This window comes from Streptomyces sp. NRRL F-4489, assembly GCF_001509485.1.
In the GTDB taxonomy this organism is placed as follows: Bacteria; Actinomycetota; Actinomycetes; order Streptomycetales; family Streptomycetaceae; genus Streptomyces.
The window spans coordinates 1-25,035 of sequence record NZ_LLZI01000289.1 but is presented as its reverse complement, the minus strand read 5'-3'; the positions used below and the strand labels follow the sequence as shown (position 1 = coordinate 25,035).

Here is a 25,035-nt window from a genome sequence, read left to right as displayed (position 1 = left end):
GGGTGGCGGTGCGGCGTGGGCGTCGTGGGGTGCCGTCAGGACGACGGCCGCGGCCGCGCAGGTGGCGGTCGCGGCGACGGTGGCGCGGACCCTGTGCGCCAGGGTGCGCAGGCGGCCGTCCGGTGCGGGGGAGTGTGTGCGCGGGGCCGTACCCATGCCTATCGCCTCATACGGCGGGTGCCTTCTGCGTCATGGTGATCAGCCTGCGGCGGGGGATGGTCGCTCGCGCGTGGGGCTGCGTCAAATGGAGGGGGGCGGTCCTTCGGGTGGCGGCGGGGGAGGGGGCTCGTCGGCGTACGGAGGCTGATGGGGCGTCAGCGGGATGGGCCGGGCCGGGATCGGCCCGAGGAGGGGTGGCGCAGGTCACACCGCGCGGCGGAAATATCCGGGGAGCCAGTCCCCGTTTGCAGGGGTGTTGAGTGAAGCGGGGAGCTGGTCCCCGGTTCTGCGGATGTGGATGTGGATCCGGTCTCCGGGTGAAGGGGGGTGTCGGCGTGGTGGCTGTCCAGCCGAGGCTGCGGGCCGACGCGGTGCGCAACCGCGAGCGGATCATCGCGGCGGCGCGGGAGACGATGGTCGAGCACGGGGCCGACGTCCCGTTCGACGAGATCGCCCGGCGCGCGGGTGTCGGCAACGCGACGCTCTACCGTCACTTCGCGGACCGCCGGGAGTTGATCCACCACGTCACGCTCTCGGTCATGTCCCGTATGGCGGACCGCGCCGAGCGCGCCCTCGTGGCGGAGCCGGATGCCTTCGAGGCGCTGCGGCGCTTCGCCCACGACGCCGTCGAGGAGCGGATCGGCGCCCTGTGCCCGCTGCTCTCCGACGGGGTCGACGTGGCGCACCCCGATCTGCTCGCGGCGCGCGACCGCCTGGACGCGGCGGTGGCCGCCCTCATGGGCGCCGCGCGCGACAGCGGCCGGCTGCGCCCCGACATCGCCGCCGGTGATCTGATGGTCGCGCTGACGCAGCTCACCCGCCCGTTGCCGGGCAGCGGCTGTAGCGAATTCGACAAGTTCGTGCACCGGCATCTGCAGCTGTTCCTGGACGGGCTGCAGGCTCCCGCCCGGTCCGAACTCCCCGGTTGCGCCGCCACGTTGGAGGATCTGAGGAGCCGCCGCGGCTCGTGATCCGGAGCGGGGGCGGAGGGGCGGGGTCCGCTGACCGGCCGGCCCGTTCCACGTCCCTGACCTGCCCGTCCCTTCTTCCGTCGCCTTCCACTGCCGTCCGTCGCCTTCCCTCCCCTTCCGTCGCCTTCCACTGCCTTCCGTCGTCGCTGCCTCCGGACCCCTTCCGGTGAGGCCGCGCCCGGCCCCAGCGCTCGCCGTACCCGTTCAGAAGTTTTGTCACGTTCCGTTACGCACCCCTAGGTGGACCTCGCCATGCCCGACACCGTTCCGCAGGTCGATCCGCGGCGCTGGAAAGCGCTGATATTCATCGCCCTCGCCCAGCTGATGGTCGTCCTCGACTCGACGATCGTGAACATCGCGCTGCCCTCCGCCCAGAAGGACCTGGGCATCAGCGACGCCAACCGGCAGTGGGTCATCACGGCCTACGCGCTGGCCTTCGGCGGTCTGCTGCTCTTCGGCGGCCGGCTCGCCGACCTCTGGGGGCGGCGGCGGACCTTCCTCATCGGCCTGACCGGCTTCGCGGTGGCCTCCGCGCTCGGCGGGGCCGCGGCCGGCGAGGGGATGCTGCTGGGCGCGCGGGCGCTCCAGGGCGTCTTCGGCGCGCTGCTGGCGCCGTCCGCGCTGTCGCTGCTGGCGGTGATGTTCACCGAGGCGCGGGAGCGGGCCAAGGCGTTCGGCATCTTCGGCGCGATCGCCGGTGGCGGCGCCGCCCTCGGGCTGCTCCTCGGCGGCGTGCTGACCGAGTACCTGGACTGGCGCTGGACGTTCTACGTCAACATCCCGATCGCGGTGATCGCCGCGGCCGGTGCCGTCCTGGTCATCCGCGAGCCCGCCCAGGGCCGCAACCCCTCCCGGCTGGACGTCCCCGGTGTCGTGCTGGCGTCGCTCGGCCTGGTCTCGCTGGTCTACGCGTTCACCCGGGCCGAGTCCGACGGCTGGCTGGCCGGTGTGACGCTGGGGCTGTTCGCCGCGGCGGCCGTCCTGCTGGCGGCGTTCGTCGTGGTCGAGTCGAAGGTGGCGGCGCCGCTGCTGCCGCTGCGGGTGGTCGCCGACCGGAACCGCGCGGGTGTCTACGCGTCGCTGGGTCTGGCCGTGATCGGGATGTTCGGTCTGTTCCTGTTCCTGACCTACTACCTTCAGATCGTGAAGGGTTACACGCCGGTCATGACCGGTCTGGCCTTCCTCCCGATGGTCGCGGGCATGATCACCGGCTCGACGCAGATCGGTGCCCGGCTGATGACCCGGGTGCGGCCGCGGCTGCTGATGGCGCCGGGCTTCACGGTCGCCGCGCTGGGCATGGTCGTGCTGAGCCAGATCGACCTGGACACCTCCTACCCGGCGCTGATCCTGCCCGGCTTCGTCCTGATGGGCCTGGGGATGGGTACGGCGTTCATGCCGGCCATGTCGCTGGCCACGTACGGGGTCCAGCCGCGGGACGCCGGGGTGGCCTCGGCGATGGTCAACACCTCGCAGCAGGTCGGCGGCGCGATCGGCACCGCGCTGCTGAACACCATCGCGGCCAGCGCCACCACGGCGTACGCGACGGCGCACGCGGCCGGCGCGCGCTCCGCGGACGTGCTCAAGCTCCAGTCGATGGTGCACGGCTACTCGTCCGCCATCTGGTGGGCGGTGGGCATCCTCGCCCTGGCGGCGGTGATCGCCTTCACGCTCATCACCACCGGGCGGCCGGGTGCCGGTTCACCGGCGGCCTCGTCGTCGGACGGCGGTACGAGCGCGGGCGCGGGCTCGGAAGAGGCGGCGCCGGTTCCGGTGATGGTGCACTGACGGGAGAGGTGCGGCGCGGGTCGGCCGGTTCCCTGGGGCGCGCGGGTGCGCTCCCGGGGGCCGGCCGGTTCCGTGCGCTCTGGGTTGCCGGGTGGCGGTACGGCCGGGAACCCGGTGGGGCCAGCGGGACCCTGGGGCGCGGCGCCGTCGCGTTCGGCGGTCGGTCGTCCGCCGTCCGCTGCCGTCGTCCCGCTGAGGGTCAGCGGAGCCAGGGAAGGTCGGCGCCCTGGGGCTGGAGCCCGTCCGCGATCACGCAGCAGATCGCGTCGAGTTGGCTGATCTGTTCCCGTGTGAGCCGGTCGAAGATCGCGGCCCGGACGGCGGCGACGTGGCCGGGCGCGGCCTTCTCCAGGACGCGCAGCCCCTCGTCGGTGAGGTAGGCGTTCTGGCCCCGCTTGTCGGACGGGCAGTCCTCGCGCCGGACCCAGCCGTCCTTCTCCAGCCGGGCGATGGCGTGCGAGAGGCGGGACCGGGTGATCTTGGCGTTCTGCGCCAGCTCGGTCATCCGCATCCGGCGCCGCGGCGCGCGGGAGAGCTGGACGAGCAGGCCGTAGTAGACGTGCGGCATCCCGGCGTCGCGCTGGAGCTGGCGGTCGAGGTGGTCCTCCAGGAGCGTGGTGGCGTGGAGGTACGCCTGCCAGGCGTGCTGCTCCTCGTCGTCGAGCCAGCGCGGCTCGGTCGCGGGTTCGTTGCTCATGCCATCCACTCTCTCACCGCTCGGAGAGTTATTTAAGTTTTAACAATGCATGCGTGGCCGGTAATCGCCGGGCGCGGCGGGTGCGGTGACCCGTGCGGGGGCGCCGGTGCGTAACGCCAGTGTGGCCCCATAGGTGCGTTATGTCGGCAATGTTGGGGATTTTTCTTCGCCGGGGGCGGGGCGGGCGTACGCGCCCGCTCCGCCCCCGGCCGCACCCGGCCCGATTCAGCCCTCCCCGGTCGGCCCTCCCCGATTCAGTCCTCCCCGGGGGTGATCAGCTCCAGGGAGCGGAGGGCCGCCTTCAGGGCGCGGTCGTCGCCGTCCGGCGTCCAGGAGGCCACGTCCAGGGCGGTGTCGGTCAGCTTGATCGCGTGCGCGTCGCCGTGCGCCGCGGCCCGCGCGAAGACCTCCTCGGGGGTGAGCTGCCCGGTTGACGGCTCCGGCAGCGGTGCGTCGGGGCTGTAGACGGAGGTGAGCGCGGCGCTCGCCGTCCAGGCCGCGGCGAACGACGCCGCCCAGAGGGTGCGGGGCAGTGCCGGGAGCGTGCGCAGGATGGCGTTCGGGGCGGTGGCCGCGTGGACCAGCAGGACCGCGTCGCCGTGGCCGTAGCCCAGGTAGCGGTGGGTCGCCGCGCGCACCAGTGCGGCCAGCTGGTCGCGTGCGTCGTCGGGGGTCCGCGGAGCGCGCAGGGCCGCGGCGGCGGCCGGCCAGCCCTCCGTATCGGGCAGCTGGGCCAGCCCGTTGACGACCGAGGTCCGCTGGTCGGCGACGTGCGGGAGGGCGGCCAGCGCCTCGTCGGGGGAGAGCGTGCCACCGGGTTCCGCGGTCACCGGCAAGGTGGTGTGCCGGGCCGCCCAGTAGCCGAGGGCGTGCCCCAACTCCGCGATGCGCGGCGCCTCTTCGCCCTGTTCCAGCAGGGTGCGGACGGCGTGGCCGACGCGGATGACCGGGTGGGTGGCGGCGCCCGCGAGGCCGGGCAGCAGCCGGGGCCACCACTCGGCGAGCACCTCGCGCCAGGGGCGTTCGGCAACCTGGCGGGTCAGGTACGCGGTCCAGTCGGTGACCCGGCGCGGATCGCCCAGCGCCTCCCGCCAGTTGGCGTCGGTGATCGGGGTGCGGGCGCCGGGGACGTCCTCCAGCCGGGCGGCGTAGTCGTCCAGCCAGCGGTGGACGGTGGCGCTCTGGCCGTGCCGGACCAGGGCCTCCACGGCCATCGGGCCGTGATTGCTGAGGTACCCGTTGAACTCGGGGCCAGTGGTGTGGAGACGTTCCAGGGCTTCGTCGAGTGTGCCGCTCGTCGTATCCATGGCCCGAGGCTAGGGCGGCGCCCGGCGCCGGGTAACGGGCCGCGGGCCGATCCCGGACGGGCCTGCGGGACTACGGCGGTGGTCGTACGGCGGGGCGGGCGGCGGGTCGTACGGCGCCGGGCCGGGGCGGCGATCGCGGGGCGTTGTCAGTGGTGGGTGCGATGCTGAAGTCGTGGGTGCGCGGCGGCCGTTGTGGCGGTCGGCGGGCCGGTCCTTCGTGCGGAGCGTGCGGAGTGCATGCGGCTCGAATCGGAAACGGAAACCGGACAGGGGGTGTCGGGTATGGGCGGGAACGTGTCCGCCATGACGAGTGAGTACGAGCAGCGGGCGGAGAGCGGACAGCGGAGGAGGGAGGGGGCCCAGAGGGCGCAGAGGACGCACGGGCGGGGATGGGCGGCTTCGGAGGCGGTGGAGCCGGAGTTCGCCGCGGCGGTGCGGGAGCGGTTCGGCGCGTATCGGCATCATGTGCTGGCCACGCTGCGGAAGGACGGTTCGCCGCGGCTGAGCGGGCTGGAGGCGGACTTCCGCTACGGCGAGCTGTGGCTGGGCATGATGATCGGCTCGCGCAAGGCGCTGGACCTGCGGCGCGACCCCCGGTTCGCGCTGCACGCCAATCCCGGCGGCGGGACGGACCTGGCCGAGGGCGATGTACGGCTCTCCGGGCGGGCGGTCGAGGTGACCGACCCGGGGCTGAAGGCGCGGTACGCGGCGGCGGTGAAGCCGCCGGAGCCGTTCCACCTCTATCGGGCCGAGCTGACGGAGGTGGTGCGGACGTCCGTCGAGCCGCCGTTCATGAAGGTGGAGAGCTGGCGGCCGGGCCGGCCGCTGCGCACCATACGCCGGACGTCGGAGGACCCCGGGCTGGTGGAGGGGGAGGGGGAGGGGTGAGGTCGGCCCCGGGGTGAGTGAGGTCGCCCCGGGGTGAGCGAGACCCCCGGGGTGATGAGTACGCCCCGGACCCAGCCCGGTCGCCGGTCGCCCGTTACCGGCCGGCGGTCAGTGGGCCGTGTGCAGGTGGTGGCGTCCGGCCGGGCCGGTGCTGCGCCGGCGGCGGTGCGGGCCGTGCGGTTCGCGTACGCGGTGGGTGCGGAAGACGTAGAGGGAGACGATGAACATCACCGCGAACATCCCCAGACCCCAGAGCGTCGACGCGAGCACCGAGGGGGCGGAGCCGGCGAGGGAGTAGAGCCAGCCCATCGCCGCGCCGAAGAGGGCGCCGTAGGCGAGCGCGCGGGTCTCGGTCAGCATGGTCGACTGGAAGCGCACCAGCGTCACGCCCAGGACCCCGCTGACCACCGCCGCGATCAGCCCGGTGAGGGCCGCCTGGCCGCCCTTCGCCCCGTTGGTGTGGTCCATCCAGATCGTGTACGCGCCGAAGCAGAGCGCCGCGATGACCGGGAGGACGACGGACGGCGGGAAGCGGCGGCGTCCGGTCGTATCGGTGTCCGGGCCGGCGCCGGAGCGTTCCGCGGGGAGCGGGGCGGTCGCGCCGTGCTCCGGTTCGACGCTGCCGTGGGAGCGGGCGGCCCGGGCTTCGGGCAGTCCGTCACCGCGCGGTCCGTCACCGCGGGGGTGCTGGTCGCCGTGGGCGTGCTGATCCATGACGGGCTCCTTTCGTTGCCTCGTTGGCCCCCTGGCTGGCTGGTCGCGGCTCGTCCTGGGCTCGTCCGCCCCTCGCCTGTTCTTGGCTCGTCGCCTGGTTTCGCCTCGCCTCCCGGGTCTTCCTGTCCAGGCGACACCCGGCCCTCTGCGCCGTCAACTGGATCACCGGCCGATGCCCGCGCCCACGGCCCCCGGCCCCTGCCGCTACGGCTCCCCGGCTCCCGGAGGCCCCGCGGGCCGCGCCGCGTCCAGGTCCTTCTGGTACCAGGCGACGTCCCAGTAGCGGCCGAACTTCCGGCCCACCTCCGTGAACGTGCCGATGTGCCGGAAGCCGAAGCGGGTGTGCAGGCGGACGGACGCCTCGTTGGGCTGGGCGATCCCGGCGTAGGCGCGGTGCACGTCCTCGTCCGCCAGCGCCTCGAAGAGCGCCGCGTACAGGAGCGTGCCGACGCCCCGGCCGGCGGCGTGCGGGGCGCAGTAGACGCTGGTCTCCACGGACGTCGCGTACGCCGGCTTGGCGCGGAAAGGGCCGCTGGTCGCGTAGCCGAGAAGCATGCCCGCGGCGTCCTGGGCAACCAGAAGCCTATGAGGGCCGTCTACGGGATGGGAGAGCAACCACGGGCGACGCCGGGCCGCGCTGAAGGGTTCCGTGTCGAATGTGACGGGAGTCTCACGGACGTAGTGGTTGTAGAGCTCCGTGAGGGCCGCGAGGTCCGTCTCCCCGCCCGCCCTGACCTGCACGTCCCCGTGTCCGGACAGCATCTTCCCTCCCTTGGTGGCGGCGCAGGGTACTGCATGATCAGAAAAATTGGGGCGCCGCATGGGAATTCTGTCCGGATTCCAGCCGTTGTTTCCTTCGGACGGGTCAGCCGGTCGCCGCCACCGCACCGCAGACCGGAGGGCTCGACCCACCGTCCCGCGACCGACTCAGCGCAAAGGGAGCACCCGCATGGCAACCCGTGCCGTCGCCCGTCGTCAGACCAGCACCGCCGGTTCTGGCGAGGCCAACAGCGTTCGCGCAGCAGGCGGGGACATCGCCGACCGCGATCTGGTCGGCATGTACCTCGACGAGATCGCGCGCACGCCGCTGCTGGACGCCGCAAAGGAGGTGGAGCTGTCCCAGACCATCGAAGCGGGCGTCTACGCCCAGCAGATCCTGGACGGCGAGATCACCGATGGCAACGCCGCCGGCGCGAGCCGCGAGGAGCTCGAAGCGCTGGCCGCCGAGGGGGAGCGGGCCAAGGACGTCTTCATCCGGTCCAATCTCCGCCTCGTCGTCGCCGTGGCCCGCCGGTATCCGCGCTCCGGCCTGCCCCTGCTGGATCTGATCCAGGAGGGCAACGCCGGTCTCGTCCGCGCCGTCGAGAAGTTCGACTACGCCAAGGGCTTCAAGTTCTCCACGTACGCGACGTGGTGGATCCGCCAGGCCATCACCCGTTCCATCGCCGATCAGTCGCGCACGATCCGGCTGCCCGTCCACCTCGTGGAGGAGCTGGGCCGCATCCGCCGGGTGCAGCGCGAGTTCAACCGCGAGAACGGCCGCGATCCCGAGCCGGAGGAGGTGGCCGGCGAGCTGGGTTCCACGGCGTCCCGGGTCACCGACGTCCTGGACTGGGCCCGCGACCCGGTCAGCCTGAACATGTCCGTGGACGACGACGGCGACACCCAGTTCGGCGATCTCCTGGAGGACACCTCCGCCGCCTCCCCCGAGCAGTCGGTGCTCACGCTGCTGCGCAGTGAGGAGCTGGAGGATCTGATAGACCGCCTGGATCAGCGCACCGCGTCGATCATCAAGGCGCGCTACGGCATCGAGGACGGCCGCGAGCGCACGCTGACCGAGGTCGGCAAGCAGCACGGCCTGACCCGTGAGCGGATCCGGCAGATCGAGAAGCACGCACTGCTGGAGCTGAAGCGGATGGCGCGCGACACCGGGTTCGACGCGGCGGCCTGATGGGGCCGCGGGCCCGGTAGGCGTGTGGTCGCAGCGTCGGCCGCACGCGGGTGGGGTGTGCGTGCGCGTGCAGCGTCGCGTGCAGCGTCGGCCGCACGCGGGCCTGGTGTGCGTGCGCGTTGTTGGGGCGAGCCCCGGTGCCGTGGGGAACGGCGTCGGGGCTCCTTTGTGTGCCTGGGCCGGACACGGGCCCGGGCATGGCACGCCCAGCGTGCGCCTGTGCCCGTTCGTGCCCGATTGCTTGCCCGTATCTGTTTACTTAGCGCCGAGCGTACGCGTAACCTGCCCCTGAAACCACAAATCCGGGCATGGAACGGACACCGACGCGCATGTACGCACCCGAGCGCCAGCAGGAGATCCTGCGGCTCGCCCGTGAGAGCGGGCGGGTCGATGTGCTCTCGCTCGCCGAGGAGTTCCAGGTCACCGCCGAGACCGTACGGCGCGATCTGAAGGCGCTGGACCGCGCCGGCCTGGTCCGCCGGGTGCACGGTGGCGCCATCCCCGCAGGACGCCTGGACTTCGAACCGGACCTCGCCGAACGGGACGCCGTGGCCGCCGACGAGAAGCGGCGGATCGCGCGGGCCGCGCTCGCCGAACTCCCCGGCGGCGAGGGCCCGGGCAGCGTCATCCTCGACGCCGGCACCACCGCCGCCCGGCTCGCCGCCGAGATCCCGCTGGAGGCCGAGCTGACCGTCGTCACCCACGGCCTGCCGGTCGCGGCGCGGCTGGCCGACCACCCGGGCCTGACCCTCCACCTCGTGGGCGGCCGGATCCGGCACCGGACGCGGGCCGCGGTCGACGACTGGGCGCTGCGCGCCTACCGCGAGATCAACGCCGATGTGCTCTTCCTCGCGGCCAACGGCTTCTCCCTCGACGGCGGGCTGACCACGCCCGACCTCGCCGAGGCCGCGGTCAAGCGGGCCATGATCGCCGCCGCCCGCCGGGTGGTGCTGCTCGCCGACTCCGCGAAGTCCGGGCAGCGGCACTTCGCGCGCTTCGGCGAACTCACCGACGTGGACGTGCTGATCACCGACACCGGCCTGAGCCCGCAGGACGCCCTGGCCATCGAACGGGCCGGCACGGAGGTGGTCCGGGTATGACCGCGCGCATGACCGTGCTGACCGTGACGCCCAACCCCAGCCTGGACCGCACCTACGAGGTGCCGGTGCTGGAGCGCGGGGCCGTGCTGCGGGCCGGCGCCGAGCGGATCGACCCGGGCGGCAAAGGCGTCAACGTCTCGCGGGCGGTCGCCGCCGCCGGCCACCGCACGCTGGCCGTACTGCCACTGGGCGGACCCGCGGGCGCGGCGCTGGCCGGGCTGCTGCGGGACGAGGGCATCGAGGTGGCGGGCGTCCCGGTGGCCGGGCAGACGCGCGCCAACATCGCCGTCGCCGAGCCCGATGGCACCCTCACCAAGATCAACGCGGCCGGCCCCGAGCTGACCGCCCAGGAGTCCGAGGCGCTGCTGGCCACGGCCGCCGAACGGTCCGCGGGCGCCGACTGGATCGCCTGCTGCGGCAGCCTGCCGCGCGGTCTGGCCCCCGAGTGGTATGCCGAACTGGTCGCCCGGGCGCACCGCGCGGGCGCCCGGATCGCGCTGGACACCTCCGGCCCCGCGCTGGCCGCCGCGCTCCGCGCCCACCCCGACGTCGTCAAACCGAACGCCGAGGAACTGGCCCAGGCCGTCGGCCGCCCCCTGGCCACGCTCGGCGACGCGGTCCGGGCGGCCGGGGAGCTGCGTTCCCGGGGCGCCCGCGCCGTACTGGCGTCACTGGGGGCCGATGGGCAGCTGCTCGTGGACGCGGACGGCGCGTACTTCGGCAGCGCGCCGGTCGCCGCGGTCCGCAGCAACGTCGGCGCGGGGGACGCCTCGCTCGCCGGCTTCCTGGCGGCGGGCGGGCACGGCGTACGGGCGCTGGCGGCGGCGGTGGCGCACGGCGCGGCGGCGGTGCAGCTGCCCGGCAGCCAGCTGCCGAAGCCGTCCGACCTGGCGCCGGAACGGGTCACGGTCACCGGTGACGTACCGCTCGACCGGGCGCTGACGGAACCGGTGCCGGGGCCGGCAGCCGAGCCCGAGCCGTAGCCGATCCGCCAGTCCGCCGATCCGCCAGTCCGCCGATCCTGGGCCCGCAGCCGACCCACCCCCTACCCCCCTGACCGTCGTTCCTGACCCTCGTTCCTCCCCCTCCGTCCCCGTCGCCCGCCCCGGGCGGTACCGCGTGCAAGGGAGCCCGCGATGAGTGAGCTGATCACCGCGGATCTGGTCGATCTCGACCTGTCCGCCGCTACGAAGGACGCCGCCGCGCGTGCGCTGGCGGAGCGGATGGCCGCCACCGGGCGGGTCACCGATCTGGAGGGCTTCCTCGCGGACGTGGCCGCGCGCGAGGCCCAGATGCCGACCGGGTTGGAGGGCGGGATCGGGATCCCGCACTGCCGCAGCGCCCATGTCACCGAACCGACGCTGGCGTTCGGGCGCAGCGCGGCCGGGATCGACTTCGGCGCGCCGGACGGCCCGGCCGACCTGATCTTCCTGATCGCGGCCCCGGCGGGCGGTGACGCCGACCACCTGTCCATCCTGTCGTCGCTCGCCCGCCGGCTGATGGACGAGGAGTTCACCGGCGCCCTGCGGACGGAGACCGGCCCGGCACGGGCGGCGGCCCTCATCCGCGGCGAGCAGCCGCCCGCGGACGAGGCGAACCCGGCCCCGGAACCGGAGCCGAAGCAGAATCCGGAGCCGGAGCCGACCCCGACCCCCGAGCCGGAGCCGACCCCGACCCCGACCCCCGAGCCGGACCCCGACGAACCCCCCACCCCCCTCCGCCTCATCGCCGTCACCTCCTGCCCCACCGGTATCGCCCACACCTACATGGCCGCCGAGGCGCTGGCGAAGGCGGCGCGGGAGGCCGGGGTGGAGCTGGCCGTGGAGACGCAGGGCTCGGCCGGGTTCCGGCGGCTCGCTCCGGAGGTGGTCGCGGCCGCGGACGGGGTGATCCTCGCGCACGACGTCGAGGTGCGCGAACGGGAGCGGTTCGCCGGCAAACCGGTCGTCGATGTCGGCGTGAAGGCCGGTATCAACCGCCCCGCCGCCCTCATCGCCGAGATACGCGAGAAGGCCGCCCGGGGTGGGCCGACCGCCGCGTCTGAGCCCGCCGGGGCCACCGCCCCCATGGACCACGCCGCCGAATCCGCCGACGGCTACGCCACCCGCCTCCGCAAGTGGCTGATGACCGGCGTCAGTTACATGGTCCCGTTCGTCGCCGCGGGCGGGCTGCTGATCGCCCTGGCCTTCGCGATCGGCGGCTACCAGGTCAACAAGGCGCCGTCCGTGGCCGACCACTTCCTGTGGTCCGAGGCGGCGAGCTGGGCCGCGCTGCTCTTCCAGATCGGCAGCACCGCCTTCGGCTTCCTCGTCCCGGTCCTGGCCGGATTCATCGCGTACGGCATGGCGGACCGGCCCGGGCTCGTCCCCGGCTTCGTCGGCGGCGCCGTCGCGCTCACCGTCAACGCCGGCTTCCTGGGCGGGCTGATCGCCGGTCTGCTGGCGGGCGCGGTGGTGCGGACGATCCAGCGGGCCCGGGTGCCGGCGGTGCTGCGCGGCATCATGCCGGTCGTGGTCATCCCGCTGGTGTCCTCGGCGCTGGTGGGGTTCCTGATGTTCCTGGTGATCGGCAAGCCGGTCGCCGCGCTCCAGAAGGCCCTCACCGGCTGGCTCACGGGCCTGTCCGGCGCGAACGCGGTGATCCTCGGCGTCCTGCTGGGCCTGATGATGTGCTTCGACCTCGGCGGCCCGCTCAACAAGGTCGCCTACGCCTTCGCGGTCGGCGGCCTGGCCAACCCCAATCCGGGCAGCCTGAAGGTGATGGCCGCGGTGATGGCGGCCGGGATGGTCCCGCCGCTGGCGATGGCGCTGGCCACGACCGTGCGCGGCGGCCTGTTCACCCGCGCCGAGCGGGAGAACGGCAAGGCCGCCTGGGTGCTGGGGGCGTCGTTCATCACCGAGGGCGCGATCCCGTTCGCGGCCGCCGATCCGCTGCGGGTGATCCCCTCCGCGATGGCCGGGGGCGCGGTCACCGGCGGTCTGTCGATGGCGTTCGGCTGCACGCTGCGCGCCCCGCACGGCGGCGTGTTCGTCGTCCCGCTGATCGGCCGGCCGCTGCTCTACCTGCTCGCCGTCGCCGCCGGCACGCTCGTCGCCACCGCCCTGGTGATCGTCCTCAAGCGCTTCCGGTCCGCCCGGGGCGAGGCGGCCCCGGCTACGGATACGGATACGGCCCCGGCCCACGCCGCCGATACTCACCCCCAGGTAACCACGCACTAAAGAGTGCGTACTTGTCCGGAACTCCCCTCCCGCCAAGACTGATCAAGACCGATCGAGGTCATTCGACGTCGACCGAGTCCGGTCGTCTTTCCGAGGGAAAGAAAATGGGAGGGGAATTCCGTCATGGCGGAGGAGAAAGCGGTTCCGAAGGCGGCGGCAGTGAAGAATGTCGCCGTGCTGGGGATCGGCGCTATGGGGACGGCACTGGCGGCGGCGCTGCTGTCCGCCGGGCACACCGTGACGGTGTGGAACCGTACGGCCCGTAAAGCCGAGGGACTGGTGGAAAAGGGCGCCCGGCGCGCGGAATCGCCGGCCGAGGCGATCGGCGCGAGCGAGATCGTGCTGGTCTGCATCCTGGATTACGCGGACGTCGGCCCGCTGCTGGCGGACGGCGGGGCGGGCGAGGCGCTGAGGGGCCGGATCGTGGTCAATCTGACCAACGGTTCGCCGGCGGAGGCGCGGGAGCTGGCGGAGCGCGTTTCCGGTCTCGGGGCGGATTACCTCGACGGCGGGATCATGGCCGTTCCGGGCCTTATCGGAACTCCGCACGCTTTTGTGCTCTACAGCGGCCCGGAGAACGCTTTCGAGGCGTCCCGCGGCGTGCTGGACGCTTGTGCCCGCAGCGTCTATCTGGGTGCGGATCCGGGGCTGGCGCCGCTCAACGATCTCGCGTTGCTGAGCGGAATGTACGGCATGTTCGGGGGTTTTCTGCACGCGGCCGCACTGGTGCGTTCGGCGGGTGGAAAGGTCACGGAATTCACCCGGGAGCTGCTGGTTCCGTGGCTGCTGGCGATGGCCGGGAACCAGCTGCCGGCGATGGCGGAGCAGGCGGACAGCGGGGACTACGGCGCGACCGGCTCCAACCTCGCCATGCAGGTGTCGCACGACGCCATCGGCGCGGTGAGCCGGGCCCAGGGCGTCTCGAACGAACTCTTCGCGCCCCTGTGGGCCCTGATGGAGCGCCGGGTGGCCGACGGCCACGGAGAGGAGAGCTTCGCGGGCGTCCTGGAACTCGTCCACCCCCGGGGGCGGTGAGGCCGGGCCCGCGCCCGTAGGGACCGAGCCCCGGCCCCGCGCCCGTACGCAACGAGCCGACCCCCGCCCCCGTAAACCACGAGGCGGTGACCACCCTCCCCACAGGAGGATCGGCCACCGCCTCGCCGGCTCGGTCAGCCGGTCAGCCGGTCAGCCCGTCCCGCGTCAGGACGCGCTCCCCGCCACCCACTGCGACCAGGACAGGTTCCAGCCGTTGAGGCCGTTGTCCGGCTGGATGGTCTTGTCCTTGGAGTTCTTGACGATGACCACGTCGCCGATCAGCGAGTTGGTGTAGAACCACTTGGCCGGGGTGTCGCCACCGCCGCCCTTGTTGTCCTCCAGGCCGACGCAGCCGTGGCTGGTGCCGGTGCGGCCGAAGACCGACGAGTCGCCCCAGTAGTTGCCGTGTATGAACGTGCCGGAGGACGACAGCCGCATGGCGTGCGGGACGTCCTTGATGTCGTACTCGCCGCCGAAGCCGACCGTCGAGCCGTCCATCCGGGTCTGCTCGAACTTCTCCGAGATGACCATCTGGCCGTTGTACGTCGGGTGCTGCGGGCTGCCGCCGGAGATCGGGATGGTCTTGATCACCTGGCCGTCCCGCTTGACGGTCATGGTCTGGGTGTCCATGTCCACCGTGGAGACCTGCGAGCGCCCGATGGTGAAGGTCACCGTCTTGGACTGCACACCGGTGATGCCCGGGCCGCCGTTCACACCGTCCAGGTCGATCTTCATGGTGACCTTGGAGCCGGCCTTCCAGTAGTCCTGCGGCCGGAAGTCCAGCCGCCGGTCGCCGAACCAGTGGCCGACGACCTGCTGGCCGCTGCTGGACGTCACCGTGATGTGGGACTGGACGTCCTTGCGGTTGGTGATCGACTTGTCGAAGTTGAACGACACCGGCATGCCGACGCCGACGGTCTTGCCGTTGTCGGGCGTGAACGAGCCGATGAAGCTGTGCGCCGAGGAGACCGTGGTGAAGGTGGCGTTCTCGGTCGCGGGGCGGCCCTTGGCGTCCTTGGCGTTCGCCACGAGCTTGTACTTGGTGCCGCGGTCCAGCTGCTCGGACGGCTTCCAGGAGGCGCCGTCCGGCGATATGGCGCCGGCGACGTCCTTGCCGGTGTCGACGGCGGTCAGCTTGACGTCCGTCAACTTGCCGCCGGTGACCTTCACTCCGGTGTCGTTGATGCTGGCGTCCGTGGCGCCGTCCTTCGACGACACCTGGATCTTGGCGTCCGAGGCGTCCTTGGCGGCCGCCGCGTCCGCTCCGGCCTGGCCGTTCTTGCCGTCGTGGCCGCCCGCCTCGGCGTCCCCGCCGCAGGCCGACAGCGACAGGGCGCCCGCGGCGAACAGCGCGGTCACGGCCAGGGCCCGGCGCACCCGGCGGCTGCGGCGCGGGGCGGCGGCGGAATCCCGCGGCTCGGTGTGAAGCGGCTGGTGGGGGGTGCGGGACGAGGGGGATGCGGGGTTGTCCGGCGATGTCACGAGCTGCTCCATACAGGGGTGTTGTGATTCCGTGCTGGTAAACAGCACCTACGGGCGGATTTGGTTGCGGGTGTCACCAAGCTGTGACGAAGGTCACATTCGCGGTGGCAGGGGTCGGTCGCCCGGCCCTGACAGCCAGGTTCGCAGTGCCGTGCCGTCTTCGTCCAGGCGGGGTGGCGCCGCCGGTTGGGCCACCGGCGTCGCCGACAGCCGCAGCGGACTGCGGACTTGGGGGACGGCCCCCTCGCCTACCGGGGCGACGGGGTCCAGCCCCAGCCGCTCCGCCAGCGCCAGGGCCTCGGAGAGGGTGTTGACCGGCCCGCACGGCACCGACACCGCCGCCAGCCGCTCCGTCCATCCCGCGGGGGTGTCGGACGCCAGCCGGTCCTCCAGCGCTGTGACGAGGTCCGTGCGGTTCCGTACCCGGTCCTCGTTGCGCCGGAAGCGCGGGTCGTCCGCCAGCTCGGGCGCGCCCAGCGCCCCCGCGAGCGCCCGGAACTGACGGTCGTTCCCCGCCGCCACGGCCAGCAGCCCGCCCCGGCAGGCCAGCGTCTCGTACGGGGCGATGCTCGGGTGGCGGTTGCCCATCGGCCCCGGGTCGCGACCCGTGGCCAGATAGCCGGACGCCTGGTTGACCAGCGACCCCAGGAGCGAGGACAGCAGATTGACCTCCACCCGCTGGCCCTGCCCGGTGCGGTCCCGGTGGCGCAGCGCGGCCAGGATCCCGGTGGCCGCGTCCTTGGCGGTCAGTACGTCCACCAGCGCCACCCCGGCCTTCAGCGGCGGCCCGCCGGGCTCCCCGGTGAGGCTCATCAGGCCGCCCACCGCCTGCACCACGAAGTCGTAGCCGGGCAGCGCGGCGCCCGCGCCGGAACCGAAGCCGGTGATGGTGCAGTGCACCAGGCGGGGGTTGGCGGCCAGGGTGGCGGCGGGGTCCAGCCCGTACTTGTCGAGGGTGCCGGGGCGGAAGTTCTCGATCAGGACGTCGGCCCGGCGGGCCAGTTCCCGGGCCGCCGCCGCGTCGCCCGGGTCCGCGAGGTCCAGCGCCAGGCCGCGCTTGGAACGGTTCGCGGCGTGGAAGTACGCGGCGGTGCGCGGCCCGTCCTCCGGGCCCCGCCCCGCGTCCCCGGTGGCGGGACCGCCGGCGAACGGCGGCCCCCAGGAGCGCGTGTCGTCCCCGGTGCCCGGACGCTCGACCTTGATGACCTCGGCACCGAGGTCGGCGAGCGTCACGGCGGCCAGCGGCCCGGCCAGCACCCGGCTGAAGTCGGCCACCAGGACGCCGTCGAGGGCGCGGGCGGTGGGGCGGGGGTGCGGCGCGGCGCCCCGGTCGTGCGGTGCGGCGGTCCGGTCGGGCGGCAGGGGCACGGTGGCGACTCCTCACGTCGCGGACGGGGCACCGCCATCGTTCGGGACGGCGCCCGGCGGACGGAAGGTGCCGGGGTGTCCAACGGCGGGCCGGGCAGTGCGCCGGTGCGGCCGGTGGCGGACGGGCTCACCCCGCACTTGCCCTCACCCCCCGAATGACCAGCCCAAACAGGTGTGATGCCGGAAATGCGGGGAAATGTCATAGGAGAAGTGTCACTTCAGGATTTGCGGCTCAAGATCCCCTGTTGGAAGCCCTGAAGTGTGGTGTCTACTGGGACAGGCCCTGCCCAGCGCCCACTTGTCCGGGAGGAACCCCATGCTCCCCTCCGTTTCGATTCTCCAGCAGATCGGTCTCGGCGTACTGCTGGTCGTCGTCGTCCTCTGGGCCGTCGGTCTCCTCAGACTCACCCGGCGCGGCCACCACCCCGCCCGCCCCCGCCGCGCGCACCGGCGGATCGGCGCGGTGCCCCGGCAGACCGGCCCCGGCGGCCCCCCGTCCGAGAACGTCGAGCTCACCCCCGCCGAACGCGCCGCCTTCGACGACCTCGTACGGCAGCTCACCAGCCCCGGCTGACCCGGTGGCGGCCGCCCGGCGCGCCGGCGGCGGCCCCGGAGCGGCCGCTCAGTGCACCGGCCCCAGCTTCAGCAGCGCCAGCGACGCCAGCATCTGGACCGACACCGACGCCGCCGACTTCCGGGTCGGCAGGTGGTGCTGACCGCGTATCAGCAGGACGGCGAGGAAGTACCCGAAGCCCCACGTCGTCCACGTAGCGGCCTGGACGAACGTCGAACTGGCCGGAAGCCAGGCCGCGATCGCCAGCCGCGGCAGATCCGTCACCCAGAACAGCACCACGAACAGGCTCGCGGTCGGTGCGAACCGCCCGTTGCCGCCGAGCGTCCGCGCTATCGCGTGGGTCACCGCCCCCAGCCCGAGACTGGCCAGCAGCACGCCCGCCTCGGCCATCCCGGCCAGTTGCAGCGCGGCGGTGCGGTTCGCCGTCCACTGCGCCCGGAACGCTTCCACCGACACGATCCCGATACCGCCGCTGATCAGGCACAGCAGCACCGCCGCGCTCCACGCGCTGCGGTCCCGCGCCTCGTCGAAGACGTCCACCGGCCGGTACCACAGCCCGAATATCAGCCGGTGCCACCACAACCGGCGGCGGCGTACGGGCTCTTGGCGGGCCGGCGCGGGGGGCGGCGGCTGCACCAGCGTGGGCGGCGGAGGCAAAGGCTCCGCGCCCGCCGGCGGCGCGGAGCGCCGGCCGCGGCGGGACGGAGGCGGATGGGGGGGCGGCGATGCGGACATACGGCCGTTTCTACCACCGGCCGAAGCGGCACGACGCGCGGGCACCGGGCGGGGCAGGCCACCACCGGCGGCCCCCGGGATGAGACGCTCGGCCGGTGACGCTTCAGACACCCGGGCACGACGAGGCACACGGCGGCGGGCTCGGCAGCCGCCTCAACTGGCTGCGGGCCGCGGTCCTCGGCGCCAACGACGGCATCGTCTCCACCGCCGGACTGGTCGTCGGCGTGGCCGGCGCCACCGACTCCCGCAGCGCCCTGCTGACCGCCGGGCTCGCCGGGCTGCTGGCCGGATCGATGTCCATGGCGGCCGGCGAATACGTCTCGGTCTCCACCCAGCGCGACTCCGAGAGGGCCGCCCTGGCCCTGGAGAAACGCGAACTGGCCACCGAGCCGCAGGCCGAACTCGCCGAGCTGACCGAGCTGCTGGAGGGCAAGGGCCTGCGCCGCGAACTGGCCCGCGAGGTCGCCCAGGAGCTGACCGCCCACGACGCCCTGCGCGCGCACGCCGAGGTCGAACTCGGCATCGACCCCGACGAACTCACCAACCCCTGGCACGCGGCCGGCGCCAGCTTCCTCGCCTTCACCGCGGGCGCGCTGCTGCCCCTCCTGGCCATCGTGCTGCCCGGCGCGGACCAGCGGCTGTGGATCACCGTCGCCGCGGTGCTGGCCGCGCTCGCCCTGTGCGGCTGGAGCAGCGCCCGCCTGGGCACCGCCCCGGCCGCCCCGGCCGTCCTCCGCAACGTCGCGGGCGGCGCCCTGGCGATGGCCGTCACGTACGCGGCGGGGGCGCTGCTGGGGGCGGCGGGGGCGTAGGGGGACGGGCCGGCCGCGCTGCCCCTACGGGTAGTCCCCTACGGCCGTTCCCCTACGGGCTGGCCCATGCAGCTACAGCCCCACCCCATACAACTCGGTCCCGTACAACTCCGTCCCGTACAGCTCCGTGTACGAGGGGAAGACCCCGCCCGGCCCGTCCACCGTGGTGGCGGAGAGGGCGGCCTTGACGACGGCGCGGGCCAGGACGTCCGCGCCGGCGGCCAGGACGGCGTTCAGGGCGCCCGCCCGCAGGTGCACGCCGAAGGCCGGGTCGGCGGCGGCCAGGGCCTCCGGGGAGGCCAGCGGGCGGGCGCCGGTGGCCAGTGCGAAGACCGTGTCGCCGTCGTTGAGGAGGTGGACCGGGCGCAGGGCCCGGGCCAGGCCGTCGTGGGCGGTGACGGCCAGTTTGCGGGCCTGGGAGCGGGTCAGCGCGGCGTCGGTGGCGACCACGGCGAGGGTGGTGTTCAGCGGAGGGCGGACGGACGCGGCGGAGCGCGCCGCGGAGGCCGCCCGGGCCTCGGCGAGGCGGCGCCGGGCGGCGGCGTGCACGTCCGGGTCGGGGAGCGGTCCCGGGGCGCCGTGGAGGGCGCCGGTGCGCGGGTCGGCGAACGACCCCGCCGCGTTGACGGCGGCCAGCGCCGCCACGGTCGCCCCGGAGGGCAGCACCGCGCTGGCTGTCCCGATGGCGCCCTTGAGGCCCCCGGAGACCGCGCCGGTGCCGGCGCCGGTGTTCCCCTGGGCGACGGGCGCGCCGGACGCCGTACGGGCGGCGGCCTCGGCGGCGGCGCGGCCCAGCGCGGCGTCCGGGCGGTTCCGCCAGGCGCCGCCGCGCCCCAGGTCGAACAGGGCGGCGGCGGGCACCACCGGGACGACCTGCGCCGGATCGGGCCCCACCCGGAAGCCGCGGCCCCGCTCCTCCAGCCAGGCCATCACCCCGGACGCGGCGTCAAGTCCGTACGCCGAACCGCCGGTGAGCACCACCGCGTCGACGTGCTGGACCAGGTTGCCCGGGTCGAGGGCGTCGGTCTCCCGGGTGCCGGGGCCGCCGCCCCGTACGTCGGCGGCCGCGACGGCGCCGCCCTCGGGGGCCAGGACGACGGTGGTGCCGGTGAGCCAGCCGCCACCGGTGCGCTGGGCGTGCCCGACCCGCAGGCCGGGCACGTCGGTCAGGGCGTCGAGCGGACCCGGGGGGAGCGGGGCGTCCTCGTCCCCCGGGGGCCGCTGGTGCTGCCGCGCGTCACTCATGGGCCATGCGTACCACGCGGGCCCGGGGCCGGGTCAGTGGCCGGCCGGCCCCATCACGATGACCGGGTGCAGCTCAGGGTCGAGGGTGCGCAGCAGTTCGCGCATCACCTCGGGCTTGAGGCTGACGCAGCCCTGGGTGGGCCCGTCGTGGTCGACGTGCAGCCAGACGCCGCCGCCCTTCTCGTCGCCCAGGGGCCGCCGGCCGTCCAGGGGGGAGGAGCCCGGGACGCGGTTGTAGTTGATGGCGATGACGTAGTCGAACGCCCCGGCCAGCGGCTCGCCCTCGACACCGGTGCCGTGCGCGACGAAGTTGCTGTTGTGGTCGTAGGGCAGCTTGGTGCCCTCGGGGGCGGGCAGCCGGCCGCCGGCGTCGGTGAGGGTGTAGACGCCCTCGGGGGAGCGCAGGTCGCCGTAGTGGTGGTGGGTGGTCCATCCGTGGGCGGCGTTGTGCGCGGCCCAGGACGGGCCGGCCTGCCAGAGGTCCGAGCCCTCCTCGCGGGTGTACAGGACGACCCGGGACTCGTACGAGTCGGGGCCCTTGCCGGTGACGACCAGGACCTGGCGGGAGTCGGCCGGTATGCGCTTGCGGGCGGCGTCGCCGAGGTCCGGGATGGCGCGCAGGCCGCGCGCGGCGTCCGGCGGGGCCTGGTGCGGGGCGGGGGTGTTCGGGCTGGACACCGTCCGGGGCGTACCGCTCTTGGCGTCCGGCCGGCCGCTGTGGTCGTCGCCCGAGGCCGGCCAGGCCCACAGGGCGGTGCCGACCAGCGTGGAGAGGGCGAGACCGCTGACGGCCTTGCTGCGCCGGGACAGTCTCCTGCGCGCACGGGACTGAGCGTGGCGGGCTGCCATGTCTGGCGTCTCCTCAGGTACGGACGGGTGGACGGCCCGTGAGCCGCTGCGGATCGGCAGGGCCCCCAGGCATAAAAAGGGCAATCTGCACCCTACCGCGTTCCGGCGATGCCGCTTCCGCGGGCCTTGCTGAACGGTAGAGGGGACGCGGGTGGTGCCGCGCGCCGGGGTGACCTTTGGTAGGGGAAAGCGGAGGCAGGGGCGCCGCCGCCCGGCACCGCACCGCCCGCGGCCCGCCGCGCCCCCCGCGCAAAGATGGCCGGAATCCACTCCAAGTAGCTGTGTACTACGTGGAGTTGGGCGCACCGGGGCGGCCGGGTCCCAGGCCGCCCCAGGGGAGCCGGGGGAGTGGGGCGGTCCGGTGCGCGTACGGCCGTTCGGCACGCTTACGGGGGACGGGGTGCGGCCCCAGGGTCCCTCACACCCACCACCGGGATGGGCCGACCGGCGGTGGCTACTCCTCCTCCAGAGCGGTGCCCTGGCGAGCCGTCAGGGTGACGCCCACCGCGACCGCCACCGCCGCCACGCCGCCCGCCGCCGGCACCGCCAGCGGGCCCGCGAACGTGCACGCCAGCACCAGCAGCGCGGCCACCGGCAGCACCAGCTGCTGGGCCGCGCCGCGCTTCTGGTGGCGGGAGTGGATCAGCCACACGGTGAACAGGTACAGCGCCGCCGGCACCGTGGCGCAGGCCGCCGCCCCGTAGGCCGTCAGGTGCGTCCGGCCGGCCGACTGCTCCACGGCGATCTCGATGCCCGCGCCGACCGCCGCGGCCGACGCGAAGACCAGGTAGTGCCCGTAGCCCCACAGGAACGCCTGGCGGTTGGAGCGCAGATGCAGGTGGATGGGGACCGCGAAGTAGATCCAGTACGCGGCGAAGACCAGCAGCAGCCCGCCGGCCGCGATCGGCAGCAGGGCGCCGAGGGCGTGGTGCTCGTCCAGCGCCGACTGGACGGCGACGGTCGCCGCGGAGACCGTCTCACCCAGCACGATCAGGGTGAACAGGCCGTAGCGTTCGGCGATGTGGTGCGGATGCCAGCTGGTCTCCCGCTCCCGTTCGGCCAGCGCGGGCACCGACAGCTCCAGGGCGCCCATCACCAGGAACACCCAGGGGGCGTCGCCCGGCGGCAGGAACAGCAGCGCCAGCCAGCCGATCTGGCAGGCGGTCACACCGGCGGCGTAGCGCAGCGCGGTACGCCGTTCGGCCCCCCGCGCCCCATGGGCGGCGCGCAGCCACTGGCTCACCAGGGCCAGCCGCATCACCAGATAGCCGAACCACACGATCCGGAAGTCGCCGGCCGTGAAGGCCCGGGGCACCCCGGCCGCCAGGATCAGCACCCCGGCGATCTGCACCAGGGTCACCACCCGGTACAGCACGTCGTCGGTGTCGTACGCCGACGAGAACCAGCTGAAGTTCAGCCACGCCAGCCACACCGCGAAGAACAGCATCAGATAGCCGGCGACACCGTGGCCCGGATGGCCCTCGGCGAGGGCGTGCACCAGTTGGCGGCCGGTCTGGGAGACCGCCACCACGAAGCACAGGTCGAAGAACAGCTCCAGCGGGGTGGCGGCCCGGTGCGCCTCGGCGCGGCTGCGCGCCCGCATCGACACGGTCACGGTGGCCCACGCCCCTCTCTCCGCGGCGGGCAGTGGTCCTAGTAGAGCGCGGGGGCGGGGCCGGGGGAGGAAAGGGGCGCGGCGTGTCCTCGGGGCGGGCGGTGCCGGGGCGCGGTGCGGGCGGCGGGTGGCGGGCGTCGGCGGTACGTGGTGGGCCGCGGGTCAGTCGGCGACGGCTTCGACGATGGAGGAGTAGCTCGCGGTCGGCAGGACCCGGGTGAGGCGGAAGCCGGTGGTGGCCAGCAGCGCGGCGAACTCGTCGGCGTTGCGCTCCCGCCCGTCGAGGACGGCCAGCATGGCGACGTCCATGGTCTTGCCGAAGTGCGGCGCGTTCCCGGGCGGCAGGACGCAGTCCACGACCAGCAGGCGGCTGCCGGGCGCCATCGCCGTACGGCAGGTGCGCAGCAGGCGGCGGCAGGCGTCATCCGGCCAATCATGCAGCACGTGTTTGAGGACGTAGACGTCGCCGCCCTCCGGGACCGCGGCGAAGAAGTCGCCCTCCTGGGTGCGCCAGCGGCCCTTGAGGTCGTCGGTGTCCAGCAGGTGGCGGGCCAGCGGCGGCGCCAGGTCGAAGAGGACGCCGGTCAGCCGCGGGCGGCAAAGGAGCACGGCGCGCAGCAGACCGCCGCGGCCGCCGCCGACGTCGACGACGGTCCCGGTCTCGGGGAAGGGGTAGGCGGCGGCCACCGCGTCGTCCACCGGGGCGGCCAGGGAGGACATCCCGGCGTCGAAGAGTTCCCGCTTGGCCGGATCCGACTCCAGGTGGGCGAAGAGCGGGGCGCCGAAGAGCCGTTCGAAGGCCGCGCCGCCGTACCGCACCGCCTCGGTCAGGCCGGCGGACGTCCGCAGGAACAGCTCGTCGGTGATCATCATGACGGCCGGGTGCAGGGAGTCCGGCACGTCGCTGCGGAGCCGGCGGGCGGCCGGTGTGAGCTGGTACGCGCCCGCGGTGTCCTCGCGGAAGATGCCGCGCGCGGCGAGGTAGCGCAGCACCCGGCCCAGGTGCGGGGCGTGCGTGCCGGTGGCGGCGGCGAGCTGCTCGGGGGTGCGCGGACCGGCCGAGAGGTGGTCGGCGACGCGGTAGTGGGCGGCGGTGCGCAGGGCGGCGGAGAAGAGGTGCCCCATGGCCTGGTCCATGAGCCAGGTCGCCAGGTCGCCGGGCTCGTCCGCCGGTCGGGTGGGGGTAGGGGCCAACGTCAGCCTCCGGTCGTCGGCTCGGGCCTGCCGCCGCGCCACGTGGCGGGCCTGGCGCGGGCAGGTGGTCCTCGGTCGCGGGCAGGGGGATCCACACGTACGGGGTCGGTGATCCACGGTCGCAGGCGGGCGCGGCGGTGTCACGGGGGAGCGGGGCCGACCCGTCGCGTACCGGCCAGGGGGCGGGCCCCCTGCGGCGGGGTGTGGCCGGGGGCGTGCCAGGGGGCGGACGGGGGCGGCGGCACATGGTCGAATGCGCCTATGAGCGACCGTGACCACACCTTCCCCGTATCCGTCCTGGAACCGCTCGACGCCCGCCTCGCGGACCTCGTGGCGCTCTACGAAGACCTGCACCGCCACCCCGAACTCGCCTTCGAGGAAACCCGGACCGCCGCCGAGGTGGCCCGCCGGCTGACCGCGCACGGCTACGACGTCACCACCGGCATCGGCACCACCGGCGTGACCGGCGTACTGCGCAACGGCCCCGGCCCGGTGGTGCTGCTGCGCGCCGACATGGACGCACTGCCGGTCACCGAGAACTCCGGCCTGCCGTACGCCTCCACCGTCCCCGGCCGGATGCACGCCTGCGGCCACGACGTGCACGTCACCTGCCTGCTGGGCGCCGCGGACCTGCTCGCGGCCGGCCGCGCCCACTGGTCCGGCACGCTGGTGGTCCTCTTCCAGCCCGCCGAGGAGGCCGGCAGCGGCGCCCGGCGGATGCTCGACGACGGCCTCTACAGCAAGGGGCTGGTGCCCAAGCCCGACGCGGTACTGGCCCAGCACGTCGCCCCGTTCGGCGCCGGGCTGATCGCGTACTGCCCCGGCGCCTGCATGGCCGCCGCGGACAGCCTGAAGATCACCTTCCACGGGACGGGCGGCCACGGTTCGCGGCCGGAGTCGACCGTGGACCCGATCCTGATGGCGGCGGCGTTCGTGCAGCGGGTGCAGTCGGTGGTGTCGCGGGAGATCGCGGCGAAGGACCAGGCGGTGGTCACGGTCGGCTCGTTCCAGGCCGGCGACAGTGCCAACGTGATCCCCGACCGGGCCGTCGTCCGGCTCAGCGTCCGCAGCTTCGACCCGACCGTGCGGACCGCCGTCCTGGCCGCCATCGACCGCATCGCCCGCGCCGAGGCCACCGCGTCCGGCGCGGACCGCGAACCGGAGACGGAGGTGCTCGACTCGTTCCCGGTGACGGTCAACGACGCGGACCTGCTGCGGGACGTCAACGAGGGCTTCACCCGCCTCTTCGGTGAGGACCGGGTGTTCGCGTACGAGCCGGCGACCGGCAGCGAGGACGCCGGACTGCTGGCGACCGCCGCCGGGGCGCCGCTGTACT

Annotated in this window: 22 protein-coding genes; 11 read left to right on the top strand and 11 right to left on the bottom strand. The window is 74.0% G+C overall.

All coding sequences use genetic code 11. From position 1 onward, the window contains the following. Positions 1–494 precede the first annotated feature (494 nt). Both ADL22_RS32520 and ADL22_RS32515 read left to right on the top strand, forming a co-directional pair. Positions 495–1,130 carry a TetR/AcrR family transcriptional regulator gene (locus ADL22_RS32520; protein WP_234430949.1) on the top strand — a complete coding sequence of 212 codons (636 nt, stop codon included), beginning with the start codon at positions 495–497 and terminating at the stop codon, positions 1,128–1,130. A 252-nt stretch (positions 1,131–1,382) separates the two neighbouring features. Further along, positions 1,383–2,915 (top strand): MFS transporter, encoded by a 1,533-nt coding sequence (locus ADL22_RS32515; RefSeq protein WP_066988052.1) that lies wholly within the window; start codon positions 1,383–1,385, stop codon positions 2,913–2,915. Between the two features lie 199 nt (positions 2,916–3,114). Here the strand turns inward: ADL22_RS32515 and ADL22_RS32510 are convergent, their stop codons facing one another. After that, positions 3,115–3,612, bottom strand: coding sequence for a MarR family winged helix-turn-helix transcriptional regulator (locus ADL22_RS32510; protein ID WP_066988050.1), 498 nt, complete (start codon positions 3,610–3,612; stop codon positions 3,115–3,117). 254 nt (positions 3,613–3,866) lie between these two features. Continuing rightward, entirely contained in the window at positions 3,867–4,919 is a 1,053-nt protein-coding gene (locus tag ADL22_RS32505) for a questin oxidase family protein (RefSeq protein ID WP_066988049.1), read from the bottom strand. Positions 4,920–5,222: 303 nt separating this feature from the next. Here ADL22_RS32505 and ADL22_RS32500 point away from each other — a divergent pair, with 303 nt between their 5' ends. Continuing rightward, complete coding sequence (locus ADL22_RS32500; protein WP_079064605.1) at positions 5,223–5,807, top strand: pyridoxamine 5'-phosphate oxidase family protein; 585 nt, start codon at positions 5,223–5,225, stop codon at positions 5,805–5,807. Positions 5,808–5,915: 108 nt separating this feature from the next. Here ADL22_RS32500 and ADL22_RS32495 read toward each other — a convergent pair whose 3' ends face one another. Together ADL22_RS32495 and ADL22_RS32490 are read right to left on the bottom strand one after the other, a co-directional pair. Next, a complete protein-coding gene (locus ADL22_RS32495) occupies positions 5,916–6,521 on the bottom strand; it encodes a hypothetical protein (RefSeq protein ID WP_066988043.1) in 606 nt (201 codons plus the stop codon). A 204-nt stretch (positions 6,522–6,725) separates the two neighbouring features. Continuing rightward, a complete protein-coding gene (locus tag ADL22_RS32490) occupies positions 6,726–7,283 on the bottom strand; it encodes a GNAT family N-acetyltransferase (RefSeq protein WP_066988039.1) in 558 nt (185 codons plus the stop codon). 187 nt (positions 7,284–7,470) lie between these two features. Between ADL22_RS32490 and ADL22_RS32485 the strand changes: the two genes are divergently transcribed. The 5 genes from ADL22_RS32485 to ADL22_RS32465 all read left to right on the top strand — a co-directional run bounded on the left by ADL22_RS32485 (position 7,471) and on the right by ADL22_RS32465 (position 13,825). Continuing rightward, positions 7,471–8,472, top strand: coding sequence for a sigma-70 family RNA polymerase sigma factor (locus tag ADL22_RS32485; protein ID WP_066988037.1), 1,002 nt, complete (start codon positions 7,471–7,473; stop codon positions 8,470–8,472). Between the two features lie 329 nt (positions 8,473–8,801). Next, on the top strand, positions 8,802–9,572 hold the full coding sequence (locus ADL22_RS32480; protein ID WP_066988034.1) for a DeoR/GlpR family DNA-binding transcription regulator: 771 nt from the start codon (positions 8,802–8,804) through the stop codon (positions 9,570–9,572). Then, complete coding sequence (gene pfkB / locus ADL22_RS32475) at positions 9,569–10,555, top strand: 1-phosphofructokinase (protein ID WP_234430948.1); 987 nt, start codon at positions 9,569–9,571, stop codon at positions 10,553–10,555. The genes ADL22_RS32480 and pfkB overlap by 4 nt, the downstream gene beginning before the upstream one ends. A gap of 153 nt (positions 10,556–10,708) precedes the next feature. Continuing rightward, positions 10,709–12,790 carry a PTS fructose transporter subunit IIABC gene (locus ADL22_RS32470; RefSeq protein WP_066988031.1) on the top strand — a complete coding sequence of 694 codons (2,082 nt, stop codon included), beginning with the start codon at positions 10,709–10,711 and terminating at the stop codon, positions 12,788–12,790. 51 nt (positions 12,791–12,841) lie between these two features. Next, positions 12,842–13,825 (top strand): NAD(P)-dependent oxidoreductase, encoded by a 984-nt coding sequence (locus tag ADL22_RS32465; protein ID WP_324615630.1) that lies wholly within the window; start codon positions 12,842–12,844, stop codon positions 13,823–13,825. A gap of 165 nt (positions 13,826–13,990) precedes the next feature. On the opposite strand, the gene ADL22_RS32460 is transcribed toward ADL22_RS32465, so the two are convergent. Next, entirely contained in the window at positions 13,991–15,319 is a 1,329-nt protein-coding gene (locus ADL22_RS32460) for a L,D-transpeptidase (protein ID WP_066988026.1), read from the bottom strand. 81 nt (positions 15,320–15,400) lie between these two features. Next, entirely contained in the window at positions 15,401–16,675 is a 1,275-nt protein-coding gene (locus ADL22_RS32455; RefSeq protein ID WP_079064603.1) for a CoA transferase, read from the bottom strand. Positions 16,676–16,991: 316 nt separating this feature from the next. Here ADL22_RS32455 and ADL22_RS32450 point away from each other — a divergent pair, with 316 nt between their 5' ends. After that, positions 16,992–17,249, top strand: coding sequence for a hypothetical protein (locus tag ADL22_RS32450; protein WP_066988025.1), 258 nt, complete (start codon positions 16,992–16,994; stop codon positions 17,247–17,249). A 48-nt stretch (positions 17,250–17,297) separates the two neighbouring features. Here ADL22_RS32450 and ADL22_RS32445 read toward each other — a convergent pair whose 3' ends face one another. Then, positions 17,298–17,831: a YIP1 family protein gene (locus tag ADL22_RS32445; RefSeq protein ID WP_234430947.1), complete on the bottom strand. Its 534-nt coding sequence runs from the start codon at positions 17,829–17,831 to the stop codon at positions 17,298–17,300. A gap of 248 nt (positions 17,832–18,079) precedes the next feature. Between ADL22_RS32445 and ADL22_RS32440 the strand changes: the two genes are divergently transcribed. Next, on the top strand, positions 18,080–18,796 hold the full coding sequence (locus ADL22_RS32440; RefSeq protein ID WP_066988023.1) for a VIT1/CCC1 transporter family protein: 717 nt from the start codon (positions 18,080–18,082) through the stop codon (positions 18,794–18,796). 72 nt (positions 18,797–18,868) lie between these two features. On the opposite strand, the gene ADL22_RS32435 is transcribed toward ADL22_RS32440, so the two are convergent. The 4 genes from ADL22_RS32435 to ADL22_RS32420 form a co-directional block, all read right to left on the bottom strand. Further along, positions 18,869–20,041 (bottom strand): P1 family peptidase, encoded by a 1,173-nt coding sequence (locus tag ADL22_RS32435; protein WP_066988021.1) that lies wholly within the window; start codon positions 20,039–20,041, stop codon positions 18,869–18,871. A 33-nt stretch (positions 20,042–20,074) separates the two neighbouring features. Further along, positions 20,075–20,890, bottom strand: coding sequence for a L,D-transpeptidase family protein (locus ADL22_RS32430; protein ID WP_066988019.1), 816 nt, complete (start codon positions 20,888–20,890; stop codon positions 20,075–20,077). A gap of 454 nt (positions 20,891–21,344) precedes the next feature. Further along, on the bottom strand, positions 21,345–22,505 hold the full coding sequence (locus tag ADL22_RS32425) for a low temperature requirement protein A (RefSeq protein WP_066988017.1): 1,161 nt from the start codon (positions 22,503–22,505) through the stop codon (positions 21,345–21,347). Positions 22,506–22,667: 162 nt separating this feature from the next. Beyond that, positions 22,668–23,699 (bottom strand): methyltransferase, encoded by a 1,032-nt coding sequence (locus tag ADL22_RS32420; protein WP_066988016.1) that lies wholly within the window; start codon positions 23,697–23,699, stop codon positions 22,668–22,670. Positions 23,700–23,960: 261 nt separating this feature from the next. On the opposite strand from ADL22_RS32420, the gene ADL22_RS32415 reads away from it, so the two are divergent. Further along, a partial coding sequence (locus ADL22_RS32415) for an amidohydrolase (protein ID WP_066988015.1) occupies positions 23,961–25,035 on the top strand: 1,075 nt, incomplete at its 3' end.